This window comes from Dietzia sp. 111N12-1 (genome assembly GCF_001658045.1).
Lineage (GTDB): Bacteria > Actinomycetota > Actinomycetes > Mycobacteriales > Mycobacteriaceae > Dietzia > Dietzia kunjamensis.
This window is the reverse complement of record NZ_LSSV01000038.1, coordinates 40,662-61,882: the sequence shown is the minus strand read 5'-3', so window position 1 is coordinate 61,882 and position 21,221 is coordinate 40,662. Positions and strand designations below refer to the sequence as shown.

The window sequence follows — 21,221 nt, the reverse complement described above, 5'->3', positions numbered from 1 at the left end:
ATGAGCAGCACCAAGAAGCGTTCACCGCTGGGCACCGATGTCTCCACCGCACGTCGCGAGGGTCGCGCCCGGCGCCATTACCGACTCCGCAAGAAGGTCTCCGGTACGCCGGAGCGTCCGCGGTTGGTCGTCAACCGGTCCTCGCGTCACATCCACGCCCAGATCATCGACGATCTGGCCGGCCACACGCTGGCCGCAGCCTCCACCATCGAGGCGGATGTGCGCTCCCTCGAGGGCGACAAGAAGGCCCGCAGCGCGAAGGTCGGCCAGCTCTTGGCCGAGCGCGCCAAGGCCGCCGGCATCGACGCCGTCGTGTTCGACCGTGGTGGCAACAAGTACCACGGCCGGATCGCGTCCCTCGCCGACGCCGCCCGCGAGGGTGGGCTGGAGTTCTGATGACCAACACCACTGCACTGTTCGCTAACGGAAGGACCGTCTGATGCCGGGACGTCAGCGTCGTGACGGCGGAAGCAACGGCCCCGCCGCAGACAACAAGACCACCACCGACAACGCCCAGGGCCGCGGCGGAGACCGCGGTCGTGGCCGGGGTCGCGACGATCGTCGCGGCCGCGACGAGGAGAAGTCGCAGTACATCGAGCGCGTCGTCACCATCAACCGTGTCTCCAAGGTCGTCAAGGGTGGTCGGCGCTTCAGCTTCACCGCCCTGGTGATCCTGGGTGACGGCAACGGCATGGTCGGCGTCGGGTACGGCAAGGCCAAGGAGGTGCCGGCGGCGATCCAGAAGGGATCGGAGGAGGCACGGAAGAACTTCTTCCGCGTTCCGCTCATCGCCTCCACCATCCCCCACCCGATCCAGGGTGAGGCTGCTGCCGGCGTCGTCATGCTCCGCCCCGCCTCGCCGGGTACCGGTGTCATCGCCGGTGGCGCCGCTCGCGCGGTGCTCGAGTGTGCCGGAGTCAACGACATCCTGTGCAAGTCTCTGGGGTCGGACAACGCCATCAACGTGGTCCACGCGACCGTGGCGGCGCTCAAGGGTCTGCATCGTCCCGAGGAGGTCGCGGCTCGTCGCGGCCTGCCGATCGAGGACGTCGCGCCCGCGGGCATGCTCCGTGCGCGTGCCGGACAGGGGGCCTGATCATGGCTAGCCTCAAGATCACCCAGGTCCGCGGGACCGTGGGGACCAAGAAGAACCAGCGGGACTCCCTGCGTACGCTCGGCCTCAAGGGCATCCGGAAGACGGTCGTGCGTGAGGACAACGCGCAGACCCGGGGTCTCATCAACGTCGTGAACCACCTCGTCGTGGTCGAAGAGACGGAGTGAGAATGACTATCAAGTTGCATCACCTGCGCCCGGCTCCCGGGTCGCACGCCGAGAAGATCCGTGTGGGTCGCGGCGAGGGCGGCAAGCGCGGCAAGACCGCCGGCCGCGGTACCAAGGGCACCAAGGCGCGTAAGAACGTCCCCGCGGCGTTCGAGGGCGGCCAGATGCCGATCCACATGCGGCTCCCGAAGCTCAAGGGCTTCAAGAACCGCAACAAGGTCGTCTTCCAGGTCGTCAACGTGTCCGACATCCAGCGGCTGTTCCCGCAGGGTGGCGAGGTCGGCGTGTCCGAGCTCGTGGCCGCGGGCGCGGTCCGGAAGAACCAGCCGGTCAAGGTGCTGGGCGACGGGGACATCTCCGTGGCCGTCACCGTGACCGCCGACAAGGTCTCCGCCTCGGCCAAGAGCAAGATCGAGGCCGCCGGCGGAAGCGTGTCGGAGGCCGGGGCCTGATACCCCGCCCGGCCCGTTCACGGGTCGATGACGGGTGCAGGGGTCGGGTCCGAGAGTCTCGGATCCGACCCCTGCGCTCGTCTTGATAGAGTTTTCCCGTTGTGCGTTTCGGGGTCGGCGCCCGCCGGAAGGTCGGCCCGACTTCCCCCGGCGCATCTGCTTTCGACGACCGGCGGCCCGACGGCCGACCACGACCAGGAGGACATGTGCTCTCCGCACTCGCGTCCGCGATCAAGGACCGGGACCTGAGGAAGAAGATCTTCTTCACCCTGGGGATCATCATCCTCTACCGGATCGGCGCGCAGATCCCGTCGCCCGGCGTCGACTACCCCAAGCTCCGGGGTCTGCTCGACACGGCGATGACCGGGGACAACGCACAGTTGTTCTCCCTGGTGAACCTCTTCTCCGGTGGCGCCCTGCTGCAGTTGTCGGTCTTCGCGATCGGCATCATGCCCTTCATCACCGCGAGCATCATCGTCCAGCTGCTCACGGTGGTGATCCCGTACTTCGAGCAGTTGAAGAAGGAGGGGCAGTCCGGCCAGGCGAAGATGACGCAGTACACGCGTTATCTCACCATCGCGCTTGCCGTCCTGCAGTCCGCCGGCATCGTCGCGCTGGCCGACCGGGGGCAGCTCCTCGGCAACGGCCAGTCCGTCCTGATGGACGACAACATCCTCACGCTGCTCACCATCGTCATCGTCATGACCGCGGGCGCCGCACTCGTCATGTGGTTCGGCGAACTGATCACCGACCGTGGCGTCGGTAACGGGATGTCGCTGCTCATCTTCGCCGGCATCGCGTCCCGCATCCCGGCCGAGGGCGTGAACATCTACCAGAACTCGTCGACCATGAAGTTCGCGGCCGTCATGTTCGCGGTCGTCCTCATCGTCGTCGCCGTCGTCTTCGTCGAGCAGGGTCAGCGCCGGATCCCCGTCCAGTACGCCAAGCGCATGGTCGGCCGTCGCCAGTACGGCGGCACCTCCACCTACCTGCCGCTCAAGGTCAACCAGGCCGGCGTCATCCCGGTGATCTTCGCGTCGTCGCTGATGTACGTGCCGATCCTCATCACCCAGCTGATCCAGGGGCCCGAGCCGTCGAGCGACGGGTTCTGGCAGCGGTACGTCATGCAGTACCTGCAGAACCCCTCCAGCTGGGGCTACATCCTCCTGTACTTCGCCCTCATCATCTTCTTCGCGTACTTCTACGTGGCCATCCAGTTCGACCCGATGGAGCAGGCCGAGAACATGAAGAAGTACGGCGGGTTCATCCCGGGCATCCGCCCGGGCCGCCCGACGGCCGAATACCTGGGCTATGTCCTCAACCGGATCCTGCTGTTCGGTTCGCTGTACCTCGGTCTGATCGCGGTACTGCCCAACGTCTTCCTCGACATGGGCAGCGGGGGTGGAGATCTGCAGAACATGCCGTTCGGCGGCACCGCTGTGCTCATCATGGTCTCCGTGGGCCTCGATACCGTGAAGCAGGTCGAGGCGCAGCTGATGCAGCGCAACTACGAGGGCTTCCTCAAGTAGGCGCGGCCTCGTCCGAGCACACCAACTGTAGAAAGGCTGGTCCCCACCATGCGTCTCGTCCTCCTCGGCCCTCCCGGAGCCGGCAAGGGCACCCAGGCTGCTCTGCTCTCGGAGAAGCTCGGCGTCCCACACATCTCGACCGGTGATCTGTTCCGCGCCAACATCTCCCAGGGCACCGACCTCGGGAAGGAGGCCAAGAGCTACATCGACGCCGGCAACCTCGTCCCCGCCGAGGTGACGAACCGCATGGTCGCCGCGCGCATCGCCGAGCCCGACGCCACCGAGGGCTTCCTCCTAGACGGGTACCCCCGCAGTGCAGCGCAGGCGGACGCGCTCAAGGAGATGCTCGGCGAGGCCGGCCACACCCTCGACGCGGTCCTGGAGTTCAAGGTCGACGACGACACCGTGGTCGCGCGCATGCTCGCCCGTGGGCGCGAGGACGACACCGAGGACGTCATCCGGAACCGCATGTCGGTCTACCGGTCGGAGACGGCCCCGCTGCTCGAGTACTACGCCGGTGAGGTCAAGAGCATCGACGCCGTCGGTGAGGTCGACGAGATCAACGCACGCGCGCTCGCCGCGCTGGGTCGCTGACGCCCGCCGTGTTCGGACGGTCCCGCAAGGGCGTGGTCACCGCGCGTACCCCGGGTGAGTTGGACGCCATGGAGGCGGCCGGTCGTATCGTCGGACGGGCGTTGATCGCCGCCCGTGAGGCCGCTGTCCCGGGTGCCACCACCGGTGACCTCGACGAGGTCGTCGAGCAACTGATCCGGGACGCCGGGGCCGTTCCGTCCTTCAAGGGGTACGAGGGGTTCCCGGGATCGATCTGCTCCTCGGTCAACGACGTCGTGGTGCACGGGATCCCCGGGCCCGACACCGTCCTGGGGGAGGGGGACCTCGTCTCCGTCGACTGCGGCGCCATCCTCGACGGGTGGCACGGGGACTCCGCGTGGTCATTCGGGGTGGGGACTCTCGCCCCGGAGGTCGCGACCCTCAACGACGCCACGCGGGAGGTTCTCGAGGAGGGCATCCTGGCGATGCTGCCCGGGAACAAGCTCACCGACGTCTCGCACGCCCTCGAGGTGGCGACGCGGAGGGCGGAGGAGCGTCACGGCGTCAGCCTGGGCATCGTCGACGGTTTCGGGGGCCACGGGATCGGCCGCGAGATGCACGAATGGCCGTTCCTCGCCAACGAGGGCAAGCCCGGACGCGGCCCCCGGCTGCAGGAGGGTTCGGTCCTGGCGGTCGAGCCGATGCTCGTGCTGGGCGGTGAGACCGATACCCGGACCCTGTCCGATGACTGGACGGTCGTCACCGTCGACGGGTCGCCGGCGGCGCACTGGGAACACACGGTCGCCGTGACGGCGGACGGCCCCCGGATCCTCACGCCCCGCCCGCGCAGCTGAGGACGCACCGCGACCGGGGTCGCCACTCCGGGGGATCGGAGCGGGTCGACCGCTGACGGTCGCCCACACCGGGTTACAGTGTGTGCCGGTAGTGAACATATGCTTCGAAAGGTCCCGGCATGCTCGCTGAGCAGGAGTCCGTCGCGCGTCGATCAGTCGTACGGGGAGCCGTCGCGCTGGTCGTGGCGTTCGCTGTCGCCCTCGTCCACATCTCGGGCCCGGGCGTCGCCCCCTCCACCGCCCAGTCGGTGATGGAGGGGGGCGCGGGGTCGATCGAGGCGGATCCCCAGCCGGGGCCGTTCTACCACGCGGATCCGCAACACCTCGCGGACGCCCCTCTCGGTGAGGTGATCAACTCCCGGGACGTGACCATGCCGGCGTTCCTCGGATACCGGGTCACCGAGATCGCCTACCGGTCGACCGACTCCCGCGATCGGCCGCTACTGGCCACCGCGACGGTCGTCCGGCCGCACCACGCCCGCCCCGACGGTCCGGTGTTGAGCTACCAGCACTACCTCAATGCGCTCGGACAGCGATGCGCGCCCACCGAGACCCTCGTCCACCCGACGCTGGAGACCGTGCAGGACAACGCGATGGTGTTCCTGCGGACGCGTCTGGACCAGGGATGGACGGTCATCATCCCGGACCACCTCGGTCCGAAGGTCGCCTATCCCGGCGGCCAGTTGTCGGGCCGGATCGTGTTGGACGGGATGCGTGCGGTGCGGGACGACCCCCGCTTCGATTCCAGGCACAGCCGGTTCGGTGCCCTCGGCTACTCCGGGGGCGGCATCGCGAGCGCGTGGGTGTCGCTCCTGCACGACGACTACGCCCCGGACGTGAATCTGGTCGGGGTGGCGCAGGGCGGTGTCCCGACCGACATGACCACGATGGCGCGGATGGTCGGCAACTGGCCGCACCCGGCGTTCGGCCTGGCGTTCGCCGCGGCTGTCGGCATGGCGCGGGAGTACCCGGAGGCGATCCGGCTCGAGGAGAAGCTCACGCCGGACGGGTGGGCGCTCTACAGCCAGCTGAAGGGGCGCTGCACCGCGACCCTGTTGACGGTCGGGGCGTTCCGGTCCGTCCCGATGGTCCTCCGGGGAGGCGACCTCCTGGCAGAGGAGGGGCTGATGCGGGCGTTCGCGGAGAACAGCATCCGTCAGAGCCCGGACGTGCCCCGGGTCCCGGTGTTCATGTGGCATTCCGGGACCGACCCGCTCGTGCCGTTCTGGGACGCGGAGGAGACCGCCAAGCGGTACTGCCGAGAGGGCGCGCCGCTGACGTGGGAGCCGGGACTCGCGCCGGAGCACCTCATGGGCGCGGTGGAGAAGCTGCCCGCGGCGATGAACTGGCTCCAGCAGCGCTTCGACGGGGTGCCCGCGGGGCGGGCCTGCTACGTCTGACCGTCGGTCACCGGGACCGCCGAGGGGACGCCGAGCGCGCGGCGAGGGCCCTGTCGATGCCCGATTGGCGCAGATCCATCACCTGACGTAGGCTTATACGTCGGTGTGCCCACCAGTGCACCGACAATCCGGTAGACGTCACCCGGGGAATCGTGGAGGACCGTAACCAGCATGGCAAAGAAAGACGGAGCCATCGAGGTCGAGGGCCGTGTCGTTGAGCCGTTGCCGAACGCAATGTTCCGCATCGAACTCGAGAACGGGCACAAGGTCCTCGCACACATCAGTGGGAAGATGCGGCAGCACTACATCCGCATCCTCCCCGAGGACCGCGTGGTCGTGGAGCTCTCGCCCTACGACCTGACCCGCGGCCGGATCGTCTACCGGTACAAGTAAGACGCTCAACTCCCCGCACCAGCCGCCGAGCCCCCACAGGGGCCGGCGGGATCACACCCTCGGAAGCGGAGGCCGGGGCCCCGGACGGTTGCTCATCGTGAGATGACCATCCGACAACGGGGACGGTCGGGGAGCAGACCTACCGCACGACGAAAGAGAAACGCCACATGGCACGTCTAGCCGGCGTTGATCTCCCGCGCGACAAGCGCATGGAGATCGCGCTCACCTACATTTTCGGCATCGGTCGCACCCGGTCGCTGGAGATCCTGGGGCGTACGGGCATCAGCCCGGATCTGCGCACCAAGGACCTCACCGACGAGCAGTTGACCGTCCTTCGTGACGACATCGAGGGCAACTACAAGGTAGAGGGTGACCTCCGCCGCGAGGTCCAGGGCGACATCCGCCGGAAGATCGAGATCGGTAGCTACCAGGGCCTGCGCCACCGCCGTGGCCTGCCGGTCCGTGGACAGCGCACCAAGACCAACGCCCGTACCCGTAAGGGTCCGAAGAAGACCGTCGCCGGAAAGAAGAAGTAATGCCCCCCAAGTCACGCGCTGCGGGCCCCAAGAAGACGGGCCGTCGCAAGGAAAAGAAGAACGTGCCCCTGGGCCAGGCCCACATCAAGAGCACGTTCAACAACACGATCGTCTCGATCACCGACCCGTCCGGTGGCGTCCTCGCATGGGCGTCCTCCGGCCACGTCGGCTTCAAGGGCTCGCGCAAGTCGACGCCCTTCGCCGCCCAGCTCGCCGCCGAGAACGCGGCCCGCAAGGCGCAGGAGCACGGCGTCAAGAAGGTCGACGTGTTCGTCAAGGGCCCCGGCTCGGGACGTGAGACCGCGATCCGCTCGCTCCAGGCCGCCGGCCTCGAGGTGGGCACGATCTCCGATGTCACCCCCCAGCCCCACAACGGCTGTCGTCCGCCCAAGCGGCGTCGAGTCTGAGCCGGAAGGAACGCACTAAATCATGGCACGTTACACCGGCCCCGTCACCCGCAAGTCCCGCCGTCTGGGCGTGGACCTCGTGGGTGGAGACACCGCATTCGAGCGTCGGCCCTTCCCGCCCGGTCACCACGGCCGCGCGCGGATCAAGGAGTCCGAGTACCGCACCCAGCTGCAGGAGAAGCAGAAGGCCCGCTTCACCTACGGCGTGATGGAGAAGCAGTTCCGTCGTTACTACGAGGAGGCGAACCGCCGCGCCGGCAAGACCGGTGAGAACCTCCTGCAGATCCTCGAGTCGCGACTGGACAACGTCGTGTACCGCGCGGGTCTCGCGCGGACGCGTCGCCAGGCCCGTCAGCTCGTGGCCCACGGTCACTTCCTGGTCAACGACCAGAAGGTCACCATCCCGAGCTACCGGGTCTCGCAGTACGACATCGTCGACGTCCGTCCCAAGTCCACCAAGATGGACTGGTTCGAGATCGCCCAGGAGACCCTCGGCGAGCGTCCCGTCCCGGCGTGGCTGCAGGTCGTCCCGACGACCCTGCGGGTCCTCGTCCACCAGCTCCCCGAGCGCGCGCAGATCGATGTGCCGCTGCAGGAGCAGTTGATCGTCGAGCTCTACTCGAAGTGATCTGTCCCCCCTCGTCGCCGGGCGGGCCGCACACCGCGGCCCGCCCGGCGACGGTGGGTTCCCACGGCGTCAAATAGCGGGCGTCGAGAATCGAAAGAGGTAGCACATGCTCATCTCCCAGCGGCCCACCCTCACCGAGGAGGTCGTCTCCGAGAACCGCTCGCGGTTCGTGCTCGAGCCCCTCGAGCCCGGTTTCGGCTACACCATCGGCAACTCGCTGCGGCGCACGCTGCTGTCGTCCATCCCGGGCGCGGCCGTGACCAGCATCCGCATCGAGGGCGTCCTGCACGAGTTCACCACCGTGCCTGGCGTGAAGGAGGATGTCACCGACATCATCCTCAACCTCAAGGGCCTGGTCGTCTCGTCCGTCGAGGACGAGCCGGTCACCATGTACCTCAAGAAGCAGGGTCCGGGAGCCGTCACCGCCGGTGACATCGTCCCGCCCTCCGGCGTCGAGGTGCACAACCCGGACCTGCACATCGCCACCCTCAACGAGAAGGGTCGGCTGGAGATCGAGCTGGTCGTCGAGCGTGGCCGCGGCTACGTTCCCGCCGGGCTCAACAAGGACGCGGGCCACGAGATCGGCCGGATCCCGGTCGACTCGATCTACTCGCCCGTGCTCAAGGTGACCTACAAGGTCGAGGCCACCCGTGTGCACCAGCGCACCGACTTCGACCGTCTGGTCCTGGACGTCGAGACCAAGAACTCGATGACCGCCCGGGACGCCCTGGCGTCCGCCGGCAAGACCCTCGTCGAGCTCTTCGGCCTCGCCCGTGAGCTCAACGACGAGGCGGAGGGCATCGAGATCGGGCCGAGCCCGGCCGAGGCCGACCACATCGCCGCCTACGGTATGCCGATCGACGACCTGGACCTGTCGGTCCGGTCCTACAACTGCCTCAAGCGCGAGGGCGTCCACACCGTGGGCGAGCTCGTGGCCCGCAGTGAGTCGGACCTGCTCGACATCCGGAACTTCGGACAGAAGTCGATCGACGAGGTCAAGGTCAAGCTCGTGGAGCTCGGCCTGTCCCTCAAGGACGCGCCCCCCGGATTCGATCCCGCCTCGGTCGCCGGCTACGACGCCGAGACCGGCACGTGGACCGACGAGGGCGGCGAGGATTACGCCGAGACCGAGCAGCTCTGACGAGCGCCCGGAACACCATTCCTAGGAGAATCTGATGCCCAAGCCCAAGAAGGGCGCCCGCCTCGGCGGATCCGCCGCCCACCAGCGGCTCATCCTCTCGAACCTGGCCACCCAGCTGTTCGAGCACGACGCGATCCGCACCACGGAGACCAAGGCGAAGCTGCTGCGCCCCTACGCGGAGAAGCTCATCACCAAGGCGCGTCGTGGCACGCTGGCCGACCGTCGTGAGGCCGCCAAGGTCATCCGCGACAAGGACGTCCTGCACAAGCTGTTCGCCGAGATCGGCCCCCGGGTCGCGAACCGCGACGGTGGCTACACCCGGATCGTCAAGCTCGAGAACCGCAAGGGCGACAACGCGCCCATGGCGATGATCGCGCTCGTCACCGAGGAGCTCGCCTCCGCCGAGGCCTCGCGCGCCACCCGCGCCGCGGCGTCCAAGGCGGCCACCGCGCCGGCCGCGGCCCCCGCGGAGTCCACCGACGACGTCACGGCCGAGGCCGAGGCCAACAGCCCGATCGCCGATCAGGTCGAGGCCGCCGACGACGCACAGGTCGACGCCGCGGAAGAGACCGCCGAGGCCGTGTCCGAGGACACCACGCACGCCGAGGGCGAGGACGCCGACAAGGCCTGATCGCCAGCATCGGATCACGCCGTCAGGGCCCCGCCACCGCATCACGCGGTGGCGGGGCCCTCGTCGTCGATCCGGGGTGGCCGTGTGGGAGCGACGCGTGGGAGCGGGAGTGCAGGCGCGGTGGGGTCAGAGTCTGTCGGCCACCGCCGCGGCCATCGCGCGCTGGCCGGCCGCGGTCGGGTGCATCGGATGCGAGCCGGTCTCCGCACCGGTGAAGTCGGTGTACCGCTCGTCCGCCGGGGCGCAGGCGTGGCGTTCCCCGGCGTCGTCGGGGACGACGATCTCGGCGCCGGCCCGGACGGCCGCGTCGGTCACCGCGCTGTTGACCCGGTCGGTGACGTCCCGCGTCCAGGCGACGTCGCCTGGGCTGACGCGGTCCAGGAAGTCGCAGCCTCCGTCCGGCGGCACGAGTGGCATGTACGCGGTCACCACGACGCGGGCCGCGGGGGACCGCTCCCGGATCCCGGCGTGGACCGCGTCGAGACGGGCCCCGAGCCCCTCGAGTGACGACGAGACCCCCGCGGACAACCGTTCGCGGCAGGGGGCCCCGTCTGTAGCCCTGGGCGTCTGCACCACGCACCCGGCGATCGCGCCGAACCCGATGTCGTTGCCGCCGATGGAGAGCGTCACCAGGTCGGTGTCCGCCGTGAGGGCGCCGAACTGCGGCGGTGTCTGCGCGATCTGGGGCGCCGTCATGTCCACGGTCCTCGCGCCGCCACACGTGACGTCCACGAACTCGGCGACGTCCAGCTGCCCGGCGAGCACCGACGGGTAGTTGAGCGACGATCGCAGGCACCCCGCCGGCCCGCTCGTGGGGGCTCCGGTCGGGCCCAGGGCGGCGAACGAGTCGCCCAGCGCCACGTATCGCCGGATCGCCGGCCCGGCCTCGCTGGCGGTGTCGGTGGAGGTGGTTCCGGTGGTGGTGCCGGTGGCGGCGGCACCGGCCGCGGCGGGCGGGGCCTCGTCGTCGTCGCCGGGGGCACAGGAGGACAGGGCGAGGGCGACGGCCGCACCGACGGCGAGGAGCGCGGCGCGGTAAGGGGACGGGGACGTGGACATGGTCCCCATCGTGCCGGAACGGCCCGCGGCGGGCGGTGTGGCGGGCACGCGCGGCGGTGGTCTAGCGTCTGTAGGCCGTGAGCACCCGCCGGATCCGCCTCGACGTCGCCTACGACGGCACCGACTTCTCCGGCTGGGCGCGCCAGCCCGGACTGAGGACCGTGTGCGGGGTGCTCGAGGCCGAACTCGCGAAGATCCTGCGCAATCCCGTCGTCCTCACGGTCGCCGGTCGCACCGACGCCGGGGTGCATGCGCGCGCGCAGGTGTGCCATCTCGACGTGGACCCGCAGTGGTTGGACCAGCGCTCGCTGGAGGGACGCCCTGAGGCGCTCGTGCGTCGGCTCGCGCGGCTGTTACCGGCGGACATCGCGGTGATGGACGCCCGGTGGGTCCCGGAGGCGTTCGACGCCCGGTTCTCGGCGCTGCGCCGGCACTACGAGTACCGCCTCACCACGGCGCCGTGGGGACCCGAGCCGACCCGCGCCCGCGACACCGCCGCCTGGCAGCGGGGCGCCGACCTCGACGCGGTGCGCGACGCGTCCGATCGGCTGCTGGGGCTCCACGACTTCGCCGCGTTCTGCCGTCGCCGGGAGGGCGCCACCACGATCCGTGAGCTGCAGCGCTTCGACTGGCGTGCCGAGCCGGACCCGCGCGGCGAGGACGCGCCGGGGGCCGCCGAGGTGTGGACGGCGTCGGTGAGTGCGGACGCGTTCTGCTGGTCGATGGTGCGCAGCCTGGTGGGCGCCGTGATGGCCGTGGGGGAGGGCCGGCGCAGCCCCGACTGGATCAGCGGGCTGCTCACCGAGACCGAGCGGTCGTCGGCGGTTCCGGTCGCGCCGGCGTGCGGACTCGCCCTGGTGGGGGTGGACTACCCGGCCGATGCCGACCTGGCGGCGCGCAACCTCGTCACCCGCGAGGTGCGGCCGGGGCCGGGCGGGGCGGTGGGCACCGATGACGGAGGCGGGCCGGGCGCGGCGTCCGAGACGGGGTCCGGCGCGGGCTGCTGTGGGGACTAGACCGGCGCCGCGTCGAGGATCGGGCCCAGGGCGAACAGCATGACCATCGACCACGCCACGTGGGTGATCGCCGGGCCCAGCACTCCGCCGGTGGCCCGCCGCTGGACGGCGGTGACCAGTCCCAGGATGACGGCCGCGAGGACGAGAAGTGGGATCCCCGCGGTGGCGGTGACGGTCGCGTAGATCACCGTCGTCGTGAGGATCGGCCGCAGGTTGGCGACGGCCGAGTACACGGCACCGCGGTGGAAGCACTCCTCGGCGACGCCGTTGACCGCGGTGAGGAGCGCCACCAGGACGAGGTTGCCCACGGTGGCGTGGTCGAGCAGGGCGTCGACGGGGTCGCGCAGCGGCTCGATCCTCGCCACCACGAGCCCGCCGAGGCAGAACACCACGGCGAGCGCGGCGGCGGTGAGCACCGACGACAGGACGGGCCGGCGGGGCCGGTACGGTTCGCAGCCCACCCGGATCGGCCCGGAGGCGAACGCCCCGCCCAGCCACACCGCGGCCAGCAGTGCGGTGGCGGGGTAGAACATGGCGTCGCCGGCGGGTATCCGTAGCGCCCACGCGTTCACCGCCGCGCCGACGACGAGGGTGATGACGACGACGAGGACACGCCGCCGGCCCGGCCGCGAGGGCGCGGTGTCCATCTCGCCCGATCGCAGCGCCCGCAGGTACCGGTGGGTGGGCGAGGCGGGCGCCTCTCGCTGGTCGCTCATCGCCCGCCGCGCACACGCCCGATGGTGGGCGGGCGGACCCCGGCCCAGTCGGCGTCCGAGGGCAGCAGGCGCGCGGGATCGTCCAGCGGGTCGGCCCCGTCCCACAGTGGCGGTCGAGCCGGGCCGTGGGGGACCCGCAGGGCCTCGCGCAGCGCATCCCGGTAGCTGGTCCGTCCGCCGGGCGGGGGGCCGAGCACCTCGTCGGCGTCGTCGACCAGTACCACGGCCTCGCAGCGCAGTGATTCCACCAGGGGCTTGGCCAGGCCGGGTTCGAGCGGGGTGACCAGTCCCATCCACAGGGAGGACAGCTTGGGCGTGAGGACGGGGACAGGGACCATGAGGCGGCGACGCAGGCCGGCCTCCTCGGCGTAGATCTGCATCATCTGGCCGTACGTCAGCACGTCCGGGCCGCCCACGTCGATGGCCCGTCCGTGGGCGAGGTCGCCCTCGAGGGGGCACGTGGTGGCCGCGGCGAGGTAGTGCACCACGTCGCGCACGGCGATGGGTTGGATCCGGTTGCTGACCCACTTGGGCGTGACCATCCCCGGCAGGCGGGTGGTGAGGTGGCGGATCATCTCGAACGAGGCGGAGCCCGATCCGATCACCACCCCGGCCTGGATCACGAGCGCGGGAACGGTGGACTCCAGCATGATCCGGGCGACGTCGGCTCGGGAGCGCAGGTGCGGGGAGAGGTCCGTCTCGTCCTCGGGGTGGAGGCCGGACAGGTGGACGATGCGCTCGATGCCCGCCTCCTCGGCGGCCCGGACGAACGCCTCGGTGGTCTCGCGCTCCTCCCGCTCGAAGTCCTTGGAGTCACCCATCGAGTGCACGAGGTGACAGGCGACGTCGACGTCGCGCAGGGCGGAGCGCAGCGCGTCGGCGTCCCCGAGGCCGCCGGAGTGGATGGTCACCTCGTCGCGCCACGGCACGTCGTCGAGGCGCTTTGGCGTCCGGGCCAGCACGGACACCTCGGCGCCGTCGGCCAGTAGTCGGGGGACGAGCCGCGACCCGATGTAGCCGGTCGCGCCGATCACGAGCACCCGCGGGCCGCTCCGGCCGTCGTGGCCGGGGCGGGGCTGCGGGCCGGGCCGCCGCGTCGGCTCCGTGTCCTCGGCAGTACCGGAGGAGAGCCGGGCCAGATCATGTGGGGAGGTCATACCCACGACACTGCCAGCGTGGGCGCGCAGGCGCACCCGCTTCAGGCCCCGGGAGTGCCCGCTCGGGACCTGGCGGGTGTGTCGGCGCGGGCACGATCGTCGGGTTATCCGGATACTGGGGTGGAGACATGTTCACGAGGACCGCGGTGACGGGAGGAGAACAGATGGCGATCCGTGCGGTGCGACCCCGGCAGCTCTCGCGATCGCTGGACTTCTCCGGCGTCCGCGTGGAGACGGCCCGACTGCGGTCGGACAGGGCCGTGACCACCTTCTGGCGATGGTGGGCGGAGGGCGGCAGGCGCCGCGCGACGGCAGCGCTCGACTCGGGTGACGCCCGCCGGGTGGTTCCGGAGATCACCTCGCTCATCGAGGCCATCGACCCGCGACTGTCGTGGGAGTTCGTCCCGGCTCGTGAGGGCGGACCGCACCGCCTCACCGTCACCGCGGCCGGGGTCCCCGAGCTGCGTGGTGCCGCACGCCGGTGGCTGGCGGCGGCGCCGGACGCCGATGAGTCGTGGTCCTTCGCCGACCTGCGCGAGCCCGTGCGGGGCTGCGCGATGTACTTCCGGGACCACCGGCTGGATTTCGACCAGGCGGAGGTGGTGGTGGACCTGGGCCTGTCCCGCGCCGACGTCACCGTGCACCACCCGGCGTTCACCGGGCTGTCCGGCGCGGACCTGGGGATCGCCGCATACCTGCTGCTGGACGCGCTGTGCGGGGAGGAGCAGGTGGAGACCTGGGTCGGACTGATCCGGGCCAACGCCACCGCGCCCGGCATCGAGGCGGTCCCGCTCTGGGAACTGCCGGAGATCCTCTGCGAGCTCGCGGCGGACAACACCGATGAGCTGGGCGACCCGGCGTGGCAGATCCTCCACGGGGAGACGGGCCGCGGACCGCTCGTGGCCGTGGTCCGGGTCCCGCTGGTCGCGCTGTCGGCGCCGGAGTTCGACCGCCACGTCGCGGTCCACGTCCCGTATACGGATGTAGAGGACGGCGGGTTGCCCGGGTCCCTGTCCCTGCCGGGCCTACGGGACCTGGAGGACCACCTGGTCGAGCGCCTCGAGGGTAACGGGGAATGCGTCGGAGCGGAGAGCTGCGACGGCCGTCGCCTCCTGCACTTCTACGTGGACTCCACGACCCCCGCGCACGAGCAGCTGCGGGTGGCCGCGTCCGGGTGGGATCAGGGCGAGGTGACGGTCACCGTCACCGATGATCCGGGGTGGCGGAAGGTGCAGCACCTGAGGGTGTGAGACCGTCCGTCGCGAGACCGTCCGGTGACGCGAGCGGCCCGACGAACGGGTCCTCGCCCGGCCCCGCCACGACCGAGACGCGACGGGGTTCGCCGGCCCGTGGTTCCACTGAGATCCACCCGTCGATCCGGCCGTCCAGGACGAGGTCGGGTGGCGCGGCGATCGAGGACAGGCGGCTGGTGCCGCGCAGCTCCCAGTCGGCGTCCACCCGGATGACGGTGGGCGGGGTGACATCCGGGCCGCCCGGCCCGGCGAGCGCGTCGATCCTGCCCTCCGTCAGCGGGCCGTCGACGTCCCACATCACGGCGTCGACAGGGGCACCCACGTCGGAGGAATCGGGGTCGACGATCCGGTAGCGGGTCTCGTCACCGATCGCGGTCAGCGGGCTCCACCGGTCGGGGACATCGGTCACCACGGCCACCCGGTACCCGGCCGCGACCGCGCGGAACGCGACCTGCCGGCAGACGGCGGGCCGGGCGGCGAGCAGCACCGACCGCAGGTGGGGGCCGGCGAGCTGGATGGCGGCTGCGGCGCCGGTGCGGGTCGCGCCGAGGATCTGGCCGCAGCCGTGGGCGGGCGGAGCGAGGTCGGAGAGATCGTCGACCGCCCGCCGGGCGAGGGATCCGGCGATCGCATCGGGCAGGGTCTCGCCGGGTACGGGCGACACCCGCCCCGACGGGAGCGGGTGGCAGGCGGCGGTGGTGGTCGGCGGGATCCCACCCGCCACCCCCCGCTCCGACACCCCGGCCAGGCCCACCGTGGTGATCATGTCCACCACGTCGTCGCGCCCCTCCACCCGTCGCAACCGGACGACCTCGGTGAGGCGGGCCGCCCGGACGGCGGTGAGCCCGTCGATCACGGCCCGTGGATCCGCCGACGGCCGGACCACCAGCCCCGTCCCGGGCCCCGGGTCGGCTTCGGCGTCGAGATAGACCTCGGCGAGCTCGGCGGCGTCGAGGACGCGGCACGGCACCCCGTGGTGGACCAGTGCGCGCCGCAGCCGCTCCGTGGCCACCGCGACCACCTGCTCCAGCGAGGCGCCCGCTCCCGCGGTCCACGAGGCAGAACCCGTCCCCGTCGCCAGCCGGGCCAGATCGAACCGCACCAGGAGGTGCACGCGCCGGTGCGAGATCAGAGCCAGCGGCCCGACCAGGGAGTCGTAGACCTCGCCGTCGTCGCCGTCCGCCGCACGGCGACCGTCGACCACCACGTCGATCCCCTCCAGGACCACCCCACCCTGGTCGAGTTGTCGCGCCACGACGGCCAGGGGCAGGCGGACGCCGCGGTGGTCGGCCGGGTCGTCGTGCCCCACCTCGGTGGCCACGAGCGCGCCAGCCGAGATCTCGACGGCCGTGGTGACGACCCGGTCACCCTCGACGCACCCAACGGTCGATCGGTCGGGGGCGACGAGGTCCACCACGTCCACGGACCGCCGCCGCGGGGCCCGCTCGCGCGCCACCAGTGGCCGCCCAGCGCGCCGCGCGGTGATCACGGCGGCCACCAGCGCGGCCACGAGGAACTGCACCCATGGTTGCCAGGACGGCGGACACACCACGGTGAGCACGAGTGTCGTGAGGAGGACGGCCGACAGTCCCGCGAAGGTCGGAACCGCCGTCATATCCCCGCCCCTCCGCGACGCCCGCGACACCCCGGCCGCGCCCGGTCGGCGGCCTCGGAAGACCGGCCACGGGGGCCGGATCGTGGCGTACCCTACCCCCGGTGCCCCCGGTCGCGGTGGTGTCACATCAGGGGAGGGAGCCGGGGCCGTGCCGCTCAAGCCGACGACAAGGGCGCAGGTGGACGGGCATCGTTTCCTCACCCGCCGGGCCCGACACGCCGTGGTCGCCCGCGATGTCCGGATGCTGCACGACCCCCTCAAACGCCAGACCACCGGGCTGACGGTGGGTGTGGTCGGCGCCGTGATCGGGGTCGCCGGGGCCGCCGTTCTGGCGCTGCTCGACCCCGCCCCGGACGTCGACGCCACGACGATCATGGTGGGGCGGGACTCCGGGCAGATGTACGTCCGCGCCGGCGAGACCGTCCACCCCGTCCACAACCTCGCGTCGGCGCGGCTCGTGCTGGGTGAGCCCGCCGAGCCCCGCACCGTGCGCGACGCCGACGTCGCGGGAACGCAGCGGGGCGGACTGCTCGGCATCCCCGGGGCACCGTCCGCGTTGCCCGCCCACCGCGACGCCGGTGCGGCGGCCGCCGTGTCGTGGACGGTGTGTGACGAGGTGGCCGACGCCGAGCGTGGGCGCCCGCGCGTCTCTGCCACGAGCATCGTCGCCCGCGAGGATGCCGGGCCGGGCCGGGACACGGGCGCCGACGAGGTCGTGTTGGCCGATCAGGACGGGACCGGCTGGCTGTTGCGCGACGGCACCCGCGCGCGGATCGATCTGGAGGACGGGGACCTGCTGTCGATCCTCGGCCTGGCCGGGGTCGACCCGCGCCCGGTCACGGCGGCGCTGGTGGATCCGCTGCCCGAGGTCGTCCCGGTGCGTCGCCCGGTGATCGACATGGCCGGTGAGCCGGTGGACTACGGCCTGGACGGGCTCCGGATCGGGCAGGTGTTCACCGTCGACACGGCCACCGGCACGCGCACCCACGTGGCTCTGGCGGACGGGGTACAGGAGGTGGGGCCCGTGCTGGCGGACGTCATCCGGTCGACGTCGACGGTCGGGTCGGTCGTCAGGGTGCCGCCGGACCGAATGGGTGTGCCGAGGTCGGTCGCGCTGGACACCGAGGCGTTCCCGGGCCGGCGCCCGACGGTGTTGGACACCGCCGGCTCACCGGTGCTGTGCGTCCGCGACGGGGGCAGCAGGGACTCCGCCACGCGTCGCGTCACGCTCGTGGCGGGGGCGACCGCCCCGGGCCTGGGCGACGTGCGGGAGGTGGCCGGGGCCGACGGGGGCGGGCCCGCGGTGGACGCGGTGGGAATCCCGGGTGGCGGGCTACTGGTGGCGGCGACGGGCCGCGGCACGACCACACGCAGTGCCGTGACGACCATCGTCTCCGACACCGGCGTGAGGTTCGACGTCCCCGACGCCCCGACCGCCGCCATGCTGGGACTGGGCGGGACGCCGGTGCCGGTGGACGGGGGTGTCCTCGACCGGCTCCCGGCCGGGCCGCGCCTGGATCGCGGGGCGGCGCTGGTCGCTCGCGACGGTGTCGACGCGGAGGTCGTGGGACAGGCCACCGCGGCCGGGTGACCCGCGGGGTCAGGCCCGGGTGTCCCGGTCGTCGCGGGGCCGGAGTAGGACGACGACGAGGGCGATCGTTCCCAGAGCGAGAGAACCCGCCGCCACGGCCGCGCCGACGCCGGCACCCGGAGGGCCCGGCTCGGCCGGGGGTGCGGCGATCGCGGTGGTCGCGGGCGCGGGGCGTCCGATCCTGCGAACCCCCGTCACCGCCGCCACGGGGTCGACCACTCCGTGCCCCACCGCGAAGTCGTGCCCGCCGGCGGCGGGGATCGCGGTGTTCTCGATCCGCGCGATCACCTGGCGTGCCGTGAGCCCGGGGTGGGCCTGCCGGACCAACGCGGCGGTGCCGGCGACGAACGGCGCGGCGAAGCTGGTCCCGGTGACGGGCGTGCGCGACCCGTCCCCGGCCACCACGACGTCGGACACCCCGGCCCCGTCCGCACCGACGGACCGCAGGCCCACTGCCGGCGCGGCGACGTCCACCCACGGGCCGCGCAGGGAGAAGTCGGCGGGGGCGCCGTCGGCGTCGACGCCGGCGACGGTGAGGACGTGCTCGTCGTACCAGGCGGGGGAGGCGACGGTGACCACGTCGCCCCAGCCGTCGTCGCCCGGAACCGAGGGGTCGGCGGCACCGGGGTTCTGGTCCCCGCACGCGTCGCCGACGTTGCCGGCGGCGGCGACCAGCACCACGTCGTGGTCCACGGCGGCATAGCGGATCGCGCCGCCGAGGGTCGCGTCGGCGAGCACCGTGCCGGCCGGCACGCACGCCACCTCGGAGATGTTGATGACGTCCGCGCCCGCATCGACGGCGGCCCGGATCGCGCGGGCCAGGGAGGACAGCGTGCCGACCCCGGCACCGACGGTCGGGCCGTCCGGTCCGCGGCTCCGGTCACGGGCCTCGGGGCGCAGAACGCTGCTGGACTGGCGGATGGAGACGATCTCGACCCCGGGCGCGACCCCCGAGTGTCCGGTCTCGTCCTCGGTGGCGGCGAGCACTCCCGCCACCAGGGTGCCGTGTGCGTCGCAGTCCTCGGTGCCGTCGCGACCGGGGACCACGTCGCCGGCGCCCCGTACCCGGGGCAGGCGTGGACCGGGGTTGACGCCGGTGTCGATCACGGCCACGACCTGCCCCTCGCCGCGGCCGTGGATCCAGGCCCCGCCCAGCTCGGCCGCCGTGGCGGACGGGGGCGACACCCCGGGATCGAGGAAGGCCGCGGTGGTCCGGCAGGGGCCGTCCAGGCGCAGGGGGCCGGCGTCGAGCCCGGTGGCCGCCGGGACCGGTCCATCGATCGCCGGGGGCTCCAGTGCGGCCGCGACGGGCGCCCCGGAGAGCTGCCCGGCGAGGACGGCGACCAGCAGTACGGCGGCGGCCCCGGGCGCGGCTGCACTGTGCGCGGCGCGGGACCCGGGCCCGCCCCCGCTCGTGTCGGAGGTGCGTCGGATCCTCATCGCTGCCGGACGAGCGAGTAGACCTCCATCGCGCCCACGGCGAGGGGGACGACCACGCAGATCCCGATCGCCTCGATCACGCCCACGGCCCGCAGGGCGGCGGGCGAGAGGTCGACGTGGGGTACCACCGAGGCGGCCACCACGACCGCCGCCGCCACCGCGACGGCCGCCGGCACCACCACGCCCACCGGGGACGCGACGGTGATCCCCGCGCCCACCAGTACCCCGGCGGTGAGGACGAGCGCGGACGCGAGCAGCACGGCGGTGTGTACGCGGTCCGCGTAGCCGAGGCCGCGCAGCACCAGGACGACGATGAGGACCAATGCGAGCGGTGCCGCCCAGCGGGTCGCACCGGCGTTCCCGGTCAGGGACGTGAGCGACCCGATGGTGCAGACCGCCCCCGCCGCCGCCAGCAGGCCGGTGAGCCATGAGCGCGAGGTGTGGAACCGGTGCCGCAGCACGTCCGGGGTCGGCAGGGGCCCGCCGGCCCGGCCCCGCACGTCGTGGTCGATCTCCTCGAGGTCCCCGGCCTCGACGTCCTCGCCGGGGGCGGGCACGGGCGGGATGGGGATCCGGGCGGCCCAGACCGCGATCCGCGGCGCGGCGGTGAGCAACACGAGCGCGACGAGGACGGCCCCGGCTCCCGCCGCCGCGGCCGGGACGCGGGTCGTGGCGACCACCGTCGAGCCGACCGCCCCGGCCGCCAGTGAGACGGCCGCGGCCAGGTAACCGGCGCCCGTGGCGTACGTGTGCGGACCCGGGCGGAACACGGTCCACCGGAGGACGCCCGCGAGGACCGCTCCGGCGGTCAGCCCGCCCACGAGGTGGCCGGCCCCGCCGGGCGGGCCCCCGACGGTGGCGCCGGCCAGCACGGTGAACCCGACCGCGCACGCCCCCGCGACCGCGTGGGCCGCGCCGGGCGCCGGGGTGCGGCGCAGAGCCACCACGGCCGCCAGGCCGAGCAGGGCGGCCAGGAGCGCGACCAGGGGGACCGCGGGCCCGCCTCCGGTCGTCCACTGGCGCACCAACGCCACCGTGGCCGCCGCCGCCGCCACCGCCGCCGTCGCGGTCGCGGTGGTGACCGCGTCGCGCCGGTCCCAGGTGGGGGAGCGAGCCACGTCCGGTTCGGTGAGACCCTGCAGGACGTCGTCGAAGAGCGGCGCCGGCGTGGGGACGGGGCGGTGGTCGAGGACGAGGATCTCCCCGTCGTGCACCCGCTGCTGCGCGAGCGTCTCCGAGACCGCCAGGGGCCCGCCGGCGAGTCGGGAGAGCTGCCAGGACCCGCCGGTGTCACCGCCCATCCGGGCGTCGACATCGACGCCGGAGGCCGGACCGGCGACCGCGCGGATGTGCTCCCGGATCAGGTCCACGACCTCCGGGATCACCGCGACCAATGCGAGGTGGGCGGGCAGACTCAGGTCCACCCGGGTGGAACGGCACACGATCGACACCCGACGCTGGTCCAGGGGATCGACGCCCGCCGCGACCTCCCGGATCCCACTACGTTGCGACACTCCAGATCCTCCCGATCCCGCCCGGATGGTGTCCCCGCCAGGACGTGTACTGCCCT

The 21,221-nt window shown here is 72.2% G+C and carries 23 protein-coding genes; 17 read left to right on the top strand and 6 right to left on the bottom strand.

Features of this window, described 5'->3' with window-relative positions; translation table 11 throughout:
* From rplR to rplQ, 14 genes are all read left to right on the top strand, one after another.
* On the top strand, positions 1-396 hold the full coding sequence (rplR, locus tag AYO52_RS10110) for a 50S ribosomal protein L18 (protein WP_067716997.1): 396 nt from the start codon (positions 1-3) through the stop codon (positions 394-396).
* A 43-nt stretch (positions 397-439) separates the two neighbouring features.
* The gene (gene rpsE, locus AYO52_RS10105) at positions 440-1,096 is read left to right on the top strand and encodes a 30S ribosomal protein S5 (protein ID WP_067716652.1); all 657 of its coding nucleotides are present in this window, start codon (positions 440-442) and stop codon (positions 1,094-1,096) included.
* A 2-nt stretch (positions 1,097-1,098) separates the two neighbouring features.
* On the top strand, positions 1,099-1,281 hold the full coding sequence (gene rpmD / locus AYO52_RS10100; protein ID WP_067716649.1) for a 50S ribosomal protein L30: 183 nt from the start codon (positions 1,099-1,101) through the stop codon (positions 1,279-1,281).
* Between the two features lie 2 nt (positions 1,282-1,283).
* The gene (gene rplO, locus AYO52_RS10095) at positions 1,284-1,733 is read left to right on the top strand and encodes a 50S ribosomal protein L15 (RefSeq protein ID WP_067716646.1); all 450 of its coding nucleotides are present in this window, start codon (positions 1,284-1,286) and stop codon (positions 1,731-1,733) included.
* Positions 1,734-1,939: 206 nt separating this feature from the next.
* A complete protein-coding gene (gene secY / locus AYO52_RS10090) occupies positions 1,940-3,262 on the top strand; it encodes a preprotein translocase subunit SecY (protein ID WP_067716644.1) in 1,323 nt (440 codons plus the stop codon).
* Positions 3,263-3,310: 48 nt separating this feature from the next.
* A complete protein-coding gene (locus tag AYO52_RS10085; RefSeq protein ID WP_067716641.1) occupies positions 3,311-3,856 on the top strand; it encodes an adenylate kinase in 546 nt (181 codons plus the stop codon).
* Between the two features lie 8 nt (positions 3,857-3,864).
* Positions 3,865-4,668 carry a type I methionyl aminopeptidase gene (map, locus tag AYO52_RS10080; RefSeq protein WP_067716639.1) on the top strand — a complete coding sequence of 268 codons (804 nt, stop codon included), beginning with the start codon at positions 3,865-3,867 and terminating at the stop codon, positions 4,666-4,668.
* Positions 4,669-4,787: 119 nt separating this feature from the next.
* A complete protein-coding gene (locus tag AYO52_RS10075; protein ID WP_067716636.1) occupies positions 4,788-6,068 on the top strand; it encodes a lipase family protein in 1,281 nt (426 codons plus the stop codon).
* Positions 6,069-6,239: 171 nt separating this feature from the next.
* A complete protein-coding gene (gene infA, locus AYO52_RS10070) occupies positions 6,240-6,461 on the top strand; it encodes a translation initiation factor IF-1 (RefSeq protein WP_005140011.1) in 222 nt (73 codons plus the stop codon).
* A gap of 167 nt (positions 6,462-6,628) precedes the next feature.
* Positions 6,629-6,997, top strand: a complete 369-nt coding sequence (gene rpsM, locus AYO52_RS10065) for a 30S ribosomal protein S13 (protein ID WP_067716635.1) — start codon at positions 6,629-6,631, stop codon at positions 6,995-6,997.
* Complete coding sequence (gene rpsK / locus AYO52_RS10060; RefSeq protein ID WP_067716633.1) at positions 6,997-7,404, top strand: 30S ribosomal protein S11; 408 nt, start codon at positions 6,997-6,999, stop codon at positions 7,402-7,404. The genes rpsM and rpsK overlap by 1 nt, the downstream gene beginning before the upstream one ends.
* A gap of 22 nt (positions 7,405-7,426) precedes the next feature.
* The gene (gene rpsD, locus AYO52_RS10055) at positions 7,427-8,032 is read left to right on the top strand and encodes a 30S ribosomal protein S4 (RefSeq protein ID WP_067716630.1); all 606 of its coding nucleotides are present in this window, start codon (positions 7,427-7,429) and stop codon (positions 8,030-8,032) included.
* 106 nt (positions 8,033-8,138) lie between these two features.
* The gene (locus AYO52_RS10050) at positions 8,139-9,173 is read left to right on the top strand and encodes a DNA-directed RNA polymerase subunit alpha (RefSeq protein ID WP_067716627.1); all 1,035 of its coding nucleotides are present in this window, start codon (positions 8,139-8,141) and stop codon (positions 9,171-9,173) included.
* A 34-nt stretch (positions 9,174-9,207) separates the two neighbouring features.
* Complete coding sequence (rplQ, locus tag AYO52_RS10045; protein WP_067716624.1) at positions 9,208-9,804, top strand: 50S ribosomal protein L17; 597 nt, start codon at positions 9,208-9,210, stop codon at positions 9,802-9,804.
* Between the two features lie 126 nt (positions 9,805-9,930).
* Here rplQ and AYO52_RS10040 read toward each other — a convergent pair whose 3' ends face one another.
* Entirely contained in the window at positions 9,931-10,863 is a 933-nt protein-coding gene (locus AYO52_RS10040; protein ID WP_067716622.1) for an SGNH/GDSL hydrolase family protein, read from the bottom strand.
* Positions 10,864-10,940: 77 nt separating this feature from the next.
* On the opposite strand from AYO52_RS10040, the gene truA reads away from it, so the two are divergent.
* Complete coding sequence (gene truA, locus AYO52_RS10035) at positions 10,941-11,879, top strand: tRNA pseudouridine(38-40) synthase TruA (protein ID WP_067716619.1); 939 nt, start codon at positions 10,941-10,943, stop codon at positions 11,877-11,879.
* On the opposite strand, the gene AYO52_RS10030 is transcribed toward truA, so the two are convergent.
* Positions 11,876-12,595, bottom strand: a complete 720-nt coding sequence (locus tag AYO52_RS10030) for a CPBP family intramembrane glutamic endopeptidase (RefSeq protein WP_253702062.1) — start codon at positions 12,593-12,595, stop codon at positions 11,876-11,878. The genes truA and AYO52_RS10030 overlap by 4 nt on opposite strands.
* Positions 12,592-13,752 carry an NAD(P)H-binding protein gene (locus tag AYO52_RS10025; RefSeq protein WP_082923928.1) on the bottom strand — a complete coding sequence of 387 codons (1,161 nt, stop codon included), beginning with the start codon at positions 13,750-13,752 and terminating at the stop codon, positions 12,592-12,594. Before AYO52_RS10025 ends, AYO52_RS10030 begins: the two co-directional genes overlap by 4 nt.
* 128 nt (positions 13,753-13,880) lie before the next feature.
* Here AYO52_RS10025 and AYO52_RS10020 point away from each other — a divergent pair, with 128 nt between their 5' ends.
* On the top strand, positions 13,881-15,002 hold the full coding sequence (locus AYO52_RS10020; RefSeq protein WP_253702059.1) for a DUF695 domain-containing protein: 1,122 nt from the start codon (positions 13,881-13,883) through the stop codon (positions 15,000-15,002).
* Here AYO52_RS10020 and AYO52_RS10015 read toward each other — a convergent pair.
* Positions 14,956-16,620 carry a type VII secretion protein EccE gene (locus AYO52_RS10015; protein ID WP_067716612.1) on the bottom strand — a complete coding sequence of 555 codons (1,665 nt, stop codon included), beginning with the start codon at positions 16,618-16,620 and terminating at the stop codon, positions 14,956-14,958. The genes AYO52_RS10020 and AYO52_RS10015 overlap by 47 nt on opposite strands.
* Before the next feature lie 148 nt (positions 16,621-16,768).
* Between AYO52_RS10015 and eccB the strand changes: the two genes are divergently transcribed.
* Positions 16,769-18,211 carry a type VII secretion protein EccB gene (eccB, locus tag AYO52_RS10010; protein WP_067716609.1) on the top strand — a complete coding sequence of 481 codons (1,443 nt, stop codon included), beginning with the start codon at positions 16,769-16,771 and terminating at the stop codon, positions 18,209-18,211.
* A gap of 9 nt (positions 18,212-18,220) precedes the next feature.
* Here eccB and mycP read toward each other — a convergent pair whose 3' ends face one another.
* Both mycP and eccD read right to left on the bottom strand, forming a co-directional pair.
* Positions 18,221-19,651: a type VII secretion-associated serine protease mycosin gene (mycP, locus tag AYO52_RS10005; RefSeq protein ID WP_082923927.1), complete on the bottom strand. Its 1,431-nt coding sequence runs from the start codon at positions 19,649-19,651 to the stop codon at positions 18,221-18,223.
* On the bottom strand, positions 19,648-21,165 hold the full coding sequence (eccD, locus tag AYO52_RS10000; RefSeq protein ID WP_067716606.1) for a type VII secretion integral membrane protein EccD: 1,518 nt from the start codon (positions 21,163-21,165) through the stop codon (positions 19,648-19,650). The genes mycP and eccD overlap by 4 nt, the downstream gene beginning before the upstream one ends.
* Positions 21,166-21,221 lie beyond the last annotated feature (56 nt).